Genomic DNA, 7,519 nt, shown 5'->3' on the forward strand with positions numbered 1-7,519 from the left:
GGCGGCCGGCGGCGGCACCCGCGGCGCCTCGGCGCGCGGCAGCGGCCGCACCTCGATCTCCTTCAGCAGGCCCCCGACGCCCATGCCCATCACGTCGCGTGCCGTGACGCGCTCGCCGGCGAAAAGCCGCTGCAGCACCCAGTCGAAGCCGTTGAGCTTCGGGCTGCGCGCGCAGCCCGGCAGCACCAGCGCCGGCACCTCGCCGACACGCCCCAGGCAGAGCAGGTTTCCGGGGTCGACCGGCATGCCGAAATGGTCGATCGTGCCGCCCGCGCGCGTGATGCCGCCCGGGCCCACGTCGCGACGATCCACGACGGCGGAGGCGCCGGCGATCAGCAGCAATTCGGCGCCGGCCTTGCGCAGCCGCGCCAGCGCCTCGGCCACCGCCGCCTCGTCGTGGCGCACGCGCTCCACCGGCAGCAGCGTTCCCATCAGGGACTCCACCCGCGCCCCGGTCGCCTCGACCGCGCCCTCCATCACGCTTTCCTTGATGCCGGGCAGTTCGGTGAGGACGAGCCCGACCTTGAGCGGACGGAACGGCTTGATCGCCACCGCGCGCCGGCCCCCCGCCAGCGCCTCGATCACCGACAGCACCGCGCCCGGCACCGCGAAGGGAATGATCTTGATGGTCGCGACCATCTCCTTCGCCGCGACGACGGAGCGGTCGGGCAGCGTCGCGACCGTCACGCTCTCGTCCACCGCGTTGATCCGGTCGATCAGCGCGGCATCCGCGGTGAAGAGGCCGGCGCTCTCGGCGAACAGGTTCACCCGGCCCGTCGAGGCGCGGGAGCGCGCGACGAGCGGCGCCATCAGCAGGTTCGCGATGCGGTCCGCCGCCTCGTCCTCCGGCACGTCGCCGGCCTCGAGCCGTGCGGCGATCACGTCGCGGTGCTTCGCCTCCCGCAGCGTCGCGATCGCGGCGTCGTCGAGCACCGTGCCCTTCTTCAGCACGCGCCCGGGCAGCCGGAGCGTGTGGGCGAGGACCGCGCCGCGGGCCTCGTCGAGCGGGGTGGGGCCGAAGATCATGGCTCGGCTTTCTTCTTCGGCCCGCCCCGCCGGGCGGCGACGATCTGGGCCAGGATGGAGACGGCGATCTCGGGCGCCGTGACGGCGCCGATGTCGAGCCCGACCGGGGCGTGGATGCGCGCGATCTCCGCCTCCGTCAGCCCCGCCTCGGTCAGCCGCGCGACGCGCTTCGCATGGGTGCGCCGGCTGCCGAGCGAGCCGATGTAGAAGGCGGGGCTGCGCAGCGCGACCTCGAGCGCGGGATCGTCGAGCTTCGGGTCATGCGTGAGCGTCACCACCGCCGTCCGCGCATCGGGCGCCAGCGCCGCCATCGCCTCGTCCGGCCAGTCGGTCGAGATCGCGACGCGATCGCCCATGCGTTCCTCGGTCGCGAAGGAACGGCGGGGGTCCACCACCGTGACGGCGAAGCCGAGCGGCAGCGCCATCGGCACCAGCGCCTGCGCGATGTGCACCGCGCCGACCACGATGAGCCTGAGCGGTGGGTTTTCGACCGCGATGAACCACGCGGTCCCATCCACCGTGACGCTGCGCGATGCATCGTCGCGCAGCGCGGCCTCGGCCTCGGCCGCGAGGGCAGGGGGCGTTGCGTCCTCCGGGAACAGCAGCTGCGCCCCGTCCGGCAGCCGCGTCAGCAGCGCGACTGGGCGCTTCGCCTCGCGCGCGGCGAGCAGCCGCTGCAGCAGCGCGGGCGTCATCCCATCTTCTCCACGAAGACCTTCAGCTTGCCGCCGCAGGCGAGCCCCACTTCCCAGGCGCGCTCGTCGCTGATGCCGAAATCGAGCAGCTGCGGCGCGCCGGTCTCCATCGTCTTGCGCGCGACCTCGGCCACCGCGCCCTCGATGCAGCCGCCCGAGACGCTGCCCGCCAGTCGACCCGACTTCGTGACCGCCAGGCGCGATCCAGCCGGCCGCGGCGACGACCCCCAGGTCTCCACCACCGTCGCGATCGCCACCGTCTCGCCCTCCGCAAGCCAGGCGGCGGCGGTGCCGAGGATGTCCTCGCTGTCCGTGCCGGTCGTTCCGCTCATGCGTCGAACTCCCTTCCGCGTCCCGGCCGCCGGTCCGACAGCGCCGCCACCAGCTCGCGCAGCGACGCCAGATTGTGCACCGGCCGGAACTCATCGACATGCGGCAGCATGGCGCGGATGCCCTGTGATTTCGGCTGGAACCCCGCGTAGCGCAACAGGGGATTGAGCCAGACCAGCCGCCGGCAGGACTTTCGAAGGCGCTCCGTCGCCTCGGCGAGGCCCTTGGCACCCTCACGGTCGAGCCCGTCCGTGATCAGCAGCACAACCGCACCCTGGCCGAGAACGCGCCGCGACCATAGCCGGTTGAAGCGCTCGAGCGACTCCCCGATCCGCGTCCCGCCCGACCAGTCGGGCACCGCGTGGCTCACCATCTCGAAGGCCGCTTCCGGGTCGCGATGGCGCAGCTGGCGCGTCACGTTCGACAGCCGCGTCCCGAACAGGAAGGCATGCACCCGGTCGCGGTCGTTGGTCACCGCATGGATGAAGTGCAGCAGCACCTGCGCATAGCGCGACATGGATCCCGAGATGTCGCAGAGCACCACCAGCGGCGGCGTGCGCACGACGCGCCGGCGGCGCGCGATGTCGAGGATCTCGCCGCCCGTGCGCAGGCTCTCCCGCACCGTCAGCCGCAGGTCCGCATGCGTGCCGCGATGCGAGGCGCGGTAGCGCCGCGTCGGCCGCGCATCGAGCGGCAGGACGAGCTTGCGGATCTCCTCCTTCGCCGCGGCGATCTCCTCGGCCGACATCGCCTCGAAATCCATCGCCTGCAGCCGCTCGCGGTCGCTGACGGTGAAGGTGACGTCGAGCTTCTCCTCCTGCGGCTCCGGCGGCTTCGGCGGCTCGGGCCGGTCGCCGCGCATCGCTTCCGCCAGGCGTCGCGAGGCCGCGGGCGGCTTCGGCTGCTCCTTGAATCCGTCGAGCAGCGCCATCGCCGCCGCATGGCGCCCCGCCTCCGGATCGCGCCAGAACAGCGAGAAGGCGTGGTCAAACAGAAGAAAGTGCTCGTGCCGGTGCACCATGGTGGCGCGCAGCGCCGCCTTGGCCTGCGCCCGGTCGCCGAGATCGACGCATTCGAGCGCCGCTGCTCCGGCCAGGATCTCCGAGGGCCCAACCGGCAGCCCGGCGCGGCGCAGCAGGCGTCCGAAGGCGATCAGGTTCGCGCCGAGGGCCCCGCCGGGACCTGCCGGCAGCGGCAGCCCCAGCGCGGCCTTCGGCGGGATCACGCGACCGCCGCCTTGGCGTCCGCGACGAGCCGCGCCGCCTCGGCGCCGCGGATCTTCGCGATGTCGTCCTGGTACTTGAGCAGCGCACCCAGCGTCTCGTCGACCAGCGCGGGCTCCAGCTCCTGCGCATCGAGCGCCGCCAGCGCCGACGCCCAGTCGATCGTCTCCGCCACCCCAGGCGGCTTGAAGGTGTCGGCGCCGCGCACCGCCTGCACGAAGGCGACCACCTGGGCCGAGAGCCGCTCGCCCACGCCCGGCGCGCGCAGCTTCAGGATCGCCCGCTCCCGCGCCGCATCCGGGTAGTCCACCCAGTGGTAGAGGCAACGCCGCCGGATCGCGTCATGCACCTCGCGCGTCCGGTTGGAGGTGATGACGACCACCGGCGGTGTCGCCGCCTTCACCGTGCCGAGTTCGGGGATCGAAAGCTGGAAATCCGCCAGGATCTCCAACAGGAAGGCCTCGAAGGGCTCGTCGGCGCGATCGAGCTCGTCGATCAGGAGCACCGCCGGCTCGCCTTCCAGCGCATCCAGCAGCGGGCGCGCCTGCAGGAAGCGGCGGTCGTAGATGCCGCGCTCCAGCGCCGCCCGGTCGCCGGCCTCGCCCGAGGCCTCCGCCAGGCGGATCGCCATCAGCTGCCGCGCGTGGTTCCACTCATAGGCGGCCGAGGACAGGTCCATCCCGTCATAGCACTGCAGCCGCACCAGCCGCCGCGGCAGCTTCGCGGCCAGCACCTTGGCGATCTCGGTCTTGCCCGTGCCCGGCTCGCCTTCCAGGAAGAGCGGCCGGCCCATCCGCAACGCGAGGTGGACGGTGGTCGCCAGCTGGCGGTCGGCGACGTATCCGCCCTCCGCCAGCAGCTTCTGCGTCGCCTCGACCGAGGACATGCGTCAGGTCGAGAGGAAGATGAGGTAGAGCACGAAGAGCATCGCACCCAGGCCGCCCCAGACCTGCACGGGCATGCCCATGAACTCGAGGCTCAGCAAGCGCCCCGCCAGCTGGAAATAATCCGGCTGCGCCTCTGCCCGCGGCGCCGTCGCGCCAGGCCCCGTCACGGCGGCCGGCGCGGCCGCCACCGCGGCCGGAGCGACCTGCGCCGCGAAGCGGTCGAAGAACTGGTCGGCCATGGACTTGGCCGTGCTGTCGATGAGCCGCGCGCCGAGCTGCGCCATCTTGCCGCCCACCTGCGCCTTCACGTTGTAGCGCAGCACGGTCTCCTCGGGCCCGACCTCCTCGAGCGCGACGTCGGCGCCGCCCTTGGCGAAGCCCATCGCGCCGCCCTGGCCCTCGCCGGAGATGGTGTAGGAGACGGGCGCGTTGATGTTGGTCAGCTGCACCTTGCCGCCGAAGCGCGCCGACATCGGGCCGAGCTTCACCGCGACCTTGGCCTGGAACTCGTCCTCGCCGGTCCGCTCGACGCTCTCGCAGCCCGGGATCGCCGCCTGGAGCACGGCCGGGTCGTTCAGCGCCTCCCACACGCGCTGGCGCGGGGCCGCGATGCGCCGCTCTCCGGTCATTTCCATCGATCGGGTCCCTTCTCCGGTCGGCGCCCAAGACGGCGCATGTCCAAGGCCTTCCGCCTCCGCGCTGGCCCCGCCGCGGCCGGGCCGCGACAGGACGCGCCGAGCCGCGGGGGATCCGGACCCATCCGGGTCCCCGCACGGCCGCAAGGCGGTTTTGCGGGGGTTATTAGGCCGGGAGCGTCCGGGGCGAAAGGGTGGGTCAGCCCCGGTGACGTGTGGGACGGGACGGGCTAAGCCGCTGAGGCGCAAGGGCGGGGGTGGCGAAGGGATGCGGGTTCGGCCCAGGAGCGTATCGGTGGGCGGCGCGGCCATGGTGGCGGCGCTGGCGGCGGGCCCGGCCCAGGCGGCCGGCGGCGGCGTCCCTGGCGCCGAGCTCTCGCTCCTCTGGGCCATCCCCTTCGCCGGCATCCTCCTCTCCATCGCGCTGATGCCGCTCTTCGCCGGGCATCTCTGGCACCACCACTACGGGAAGATCGCCGCCGGCTGGGCCGCCCTGCTGCTGGTCCCCGCCGCCGCCGTCTTCGGCGTCGGCGCTGCCTGGTACGAGCTGACCCATGTCATGGTCCTCGAATACGTCCCCTTCATCGCGCTGCTGCTCGCGCTCTACACCGCGGGCGGGGGCGTGCTGCTGAAGGGAACGCTCATCGGCACGCCGGCCACCAACACCGCGCTGCTGGCGATCGGGACCGTGCTGGCGAGCCTGATGGGCACGACCGGCGCCGCGATGCTGCTGATCCGCCCCGTGCTCCGCGCCAACGCTTTCCGCCGGCAGAAGACCCACACCTTCGTCTTCTTCATCTTCCTGGTCGCGAACATCGGCGGCAGCCTGACGCCGGTCGGCGACCCGCCGCTCTATCTCGGCTTCCTGCGCGGCGTGTCCTTCTTCTGGCCGACCACGCATCTCTTCGCCGAGTTCCTGGTCTGCGCCGTCGTGCTGCTCGCCGTCTACTACGTCCTCGACAGCTGGGCCTGGGCGCGCGAGCGTCCCGTCGTGCCGCCTCTCGAGCGCAAGGAGCCGCTGGCGATCGAGGGCTGGCTCAACGTCGCCCTCGTCGGCGCCATCGTCGCCGTCGTCATCGCCATGGGCTACGTGAAGCTCGGCTATTTCTACCTGCTCGGCCAGCGCATGGAGATCGAGCGCGGCATCGGCATCGTGCTGTTCCTGGCGATCACCGTCGCCTCGGTCCGCTTCACCTCCGCCGCACTGCGGGAGGCGAACGGCTTCGCCTGGGGCGCGATCCTGGAAGTGGCGAAGCTCTTCGCCGCCATCTTCATCTGCATGGCGCCGGTGCTCGCGATCCTGCGCGCGGGCAGCGAGGGCGCGGCGGCGGGCCTCGTCGCGCTCACCTCCGACGCCACCGGCCAGCCGATCCCCTGGGTCTATTTCTGGCTGTCGGGGGTGCTGTCCTCCTTCCTCGACAACGCGCCGACCTACATCGTCTTCTTCGAGCTCGCCGGCGGCGACCCGGTCCATCTGATGACGCAGGGCGCGCTGACGCTGGCGGCCATCTCCTGCGGCGCGGTGTTCATGGGTGCGAACAGCTACATCGGCAACGCGCCCAACTTCATGGTGAAGGCCATCGTCGAGGAGAACGGCGTGCGGATGCCCTCCTTCTTCGGCTATTGCGCCTGGGCCGCCATCTTCCTGTTGCCGCTCTTCGTGCTCGTCACCTTCATCTTCTTCTGAGTCACGTTCGTCCGAACTTCCCGAGGAAGGCACAACGACCATGCCCTACGTGATCGCCGACGACCTGCCCGACGCCCCCGCCGGCCTGCGCTTCCGCCAGCTGATGGAGCGCCCGCAGATCCTGCAGATGCCGGGCGCGCATACCGGCATCGCAGCCCTTCTGGCCAAGCAGGCGGGGTTCGAGGCGCTCTACATGTCGGGGGCCGCCATGTCGGCGACGATGGGCCTGCCCGACCTCGGCATGATCACCGTGGACGAGGTCGCCTTCTACATCCGCCAGGTCGCCCGCGCCGCGCGGCTGCCGATGCTGGTGGACGGCGACACCGGCTATGGCGAGGCGCTGAACGTCATGCACATGGTCCGCGTCTTCGAGGAGGCCGGGGCAGGGGCGGTGCACCTGGAAGACCAGCTGCTACCCAAGAAGTGCGGCCACCTGAACGACAAGAAGCTCGCCGATGCGCGCGACATGGCGGCGAAGGTCGCCGCCGCCCGCAAGGCGCGGAAGCACCTCTACGTCATCGCCCGCACCGATGCCGTGGCGTCCGAGGGCATGGACGCCGCCGTGGCGCGCGCGAAGCTGTATCTGGAGGCCGGGGCGGATGCGATCTTCCCCGAGGCGCTGCACAACCGCGAGATGTTCGCCGAGTTCGCGAAGCGGATGCCCGGCGTGAAGCTGCTGGCCAACATGACCGAGTTCGGCCGCACGCCCTTCTTCACGGCGAAGGAGTTCGAGGAGCTGGGCTATGCCATGGTGATCTGGCCGGTCAGCCACATGCGGGTGGCCAACAAGGCGATGGAGGAGCTCTACGCCACCATCCGCGAGACCGGCGGCACGATGGCGAAGCTCGACCGCATGCAGACCCGCGCCGAGCTCTACGCGACGATCGGCTACCACGACTACGAATCGCTCGACGCGAGCCTGGTGAAGACGGTGATCCCGGAGGGGATGCCGCAGGGCTGAGGCATCCCCCTGCGCCGCGGGGGAAGACCGTCAGCGCGGCGGCGGGTTGCGCGGGCCGGGGCCAGGGCCGGCGCC

The 7,519-nt window shown here is 71.7% G+C and carries 8 protein-coding genes; 2 read left to right on the top strand and 6 right to left on the bottom strand.

Annotated elements, in window-relative coordinates; all coding sequences use genetic code 11:
- From L2I40_RS14860 to L2I40_RS14885, 6 genes are all read right to left on the bottom strand, one after another.
- A partial coding sequence (locus tag L2I40_RS14860) for a molybdopterin-binding protein (RefSeq protein WP_237215945.1) occupies window positions 1-1,026 on the bottom strand: 1,026 nt, incomplete at its 3' end.
- Window positions 1,023-1,721, bottom strand: a complete 699-nt coding sequence (locus L2I40_RS14865) for an XdhC family protein (RefSeq protein ID WP_237215946.1) — start codon at window positions 1,719-1,721, stop codon at window positions 1,023-1,025. The genes L2I40_RS14865 and L2I40_RS14860, both read right to left, overlap by 4 nt.
- On the bottom strand, window positions 1,718-2,053 hold the full coding sequence (locus tag L2I40_RS14870; RefSeq protein WP_237215948.1) for an XdhC family protein: 336 nt from the start codon (window positions 2,051-2,053) through the stop codon (window positions 1,718-1,720). The genes L2I40_RS14865 and L2I40_RS14870 overlap by 4 nt, the downstream gene beginning before the upstream one ends.
- Window positions 2,050-3,276, bottom strand: a complete 1,227-nt coding sequence (locus L2I40_RS14875) for a vWA domain-containing protein (protein ID WP_237215950.1) — start codon at window positions 3,274-3,276, stop codon at window positions 2,050-2,052. The genes L2I40_RS14870 and L2I40_RS14875 overlap by 4 nt, the downstream gene beginning before the upstream one ends.
- On the bottom strand, window positions 3,273-4,160 hold the full coding sequence (locus L2I40_RS14880; RefSeq protein ID WP_237215952.1) for an AAA family ATPase: 888 nt from the start codon (window positions 4,158-4,160) through the stop codon (window positions 3,273-3,275). The genes L2I40_RS14875 and L2I40_RS14880 overlap by 4 nt, the downstream gene beginning before the upstream one ends.
- 3 nt (window positions 4,161-4,163) lie before the next feature.
- Window positions 4,164-4,796 (bottom strand): SRPBCC family protein, encoded by a 633-nt coding sequence (locus L2I40_RS14885; RefSeq protein WP_237215954.1) that lies wholly within the window; start codon window positions 4,794-4,796, stop codon window positions 4,164-4,166.
- 295 nt (window positions 4,797-5,091) lie between these two features.
- On the opposite strand from L2I40_RS14885, the gene L2I40_RS14890 reads away from it, so the two are divergent.
- Together L2I40_RS14890 and prpB are read left to right on the top strand one after the other, a co-directional pair.
- On the top strand, window positions 5,092-6,483 hold the full coding sequence (locus L2I40_RS14890; protein ID WP_237215957.1) for a sodium:proton antiporter: 1,392 nt from the start codon (window positions 5,092-5,094) through the stop codon (window positions 6,481-6,483).
- 40 nt (window positions 6,484-6,523) lie between these two features.
- Window positions 6,524-7,444 carry a methylisocitrate lyase gene (gene prpB / locus L2I40_RS14895; RefSeq protein ID WP_237215959.1) on the top strand — a complete coding sequence of 307 codons (921 nt, stop codon included), beginning with the start codon at window positions 6,524-6,526 and terminating at the stop codon, window positions 7,442-7,444.
- Window positions 7,445-7,519 lie beyond the last annotated feature (75 nt).

The sequence above is a fragment of the Falsiroseomonas oryziterrae genome, assembly GCF_021864505.1.
Lineage (GTDB): Bacteria > Pseudomonadota > Alphaproteobacteria > Acetobacterales > Acetobacteraceae > Falsiroseomonas > Falsiroseomonas oryziterrae.

What these genes read in the sequence shown, in the direction of transcription:
- L2I40_RS14865 (WP_237215946.1), bottom strand. Translation starts at nt 1,721, where the DNA reads ATGACGCCCGCGCTGCTGCAGCGGCTGCTCGCCGCGCGCGAGGCGAAG.
- L2I40_RS14870 (WP_237215948.1), bottom strand. Translation starts at nt 2,053, where the DNA reads ATGAGCGGAACGACCGGCACGGACAGCGAGGACATCCTCGGCACCGCC.
- L2I40_RS14880 (WP_237215952.1), bottom strand. Translation starts at nt 4,160, where the DNA reads ATGTCCTCGGTCGAGGCGACGCAGAAGCTGCTGGCGGAGGGCGGATAC.
- L2I40_RS14885 (WP_237215954.1), bottom strand. Translation starts at nt 4,796, where the DNA reads ATGGAAATGACCGGAGAGCGGCGCATCGCGGCCCCGCGCCAGCGCGTG.
- prpB (WP_237215959.1), top strand. Translation starts at nt 6,524, where the DNA reads ATGCCCTACGTGATCGCCGACGACCTGCCCGACGCCCCCGCCGGCCTG.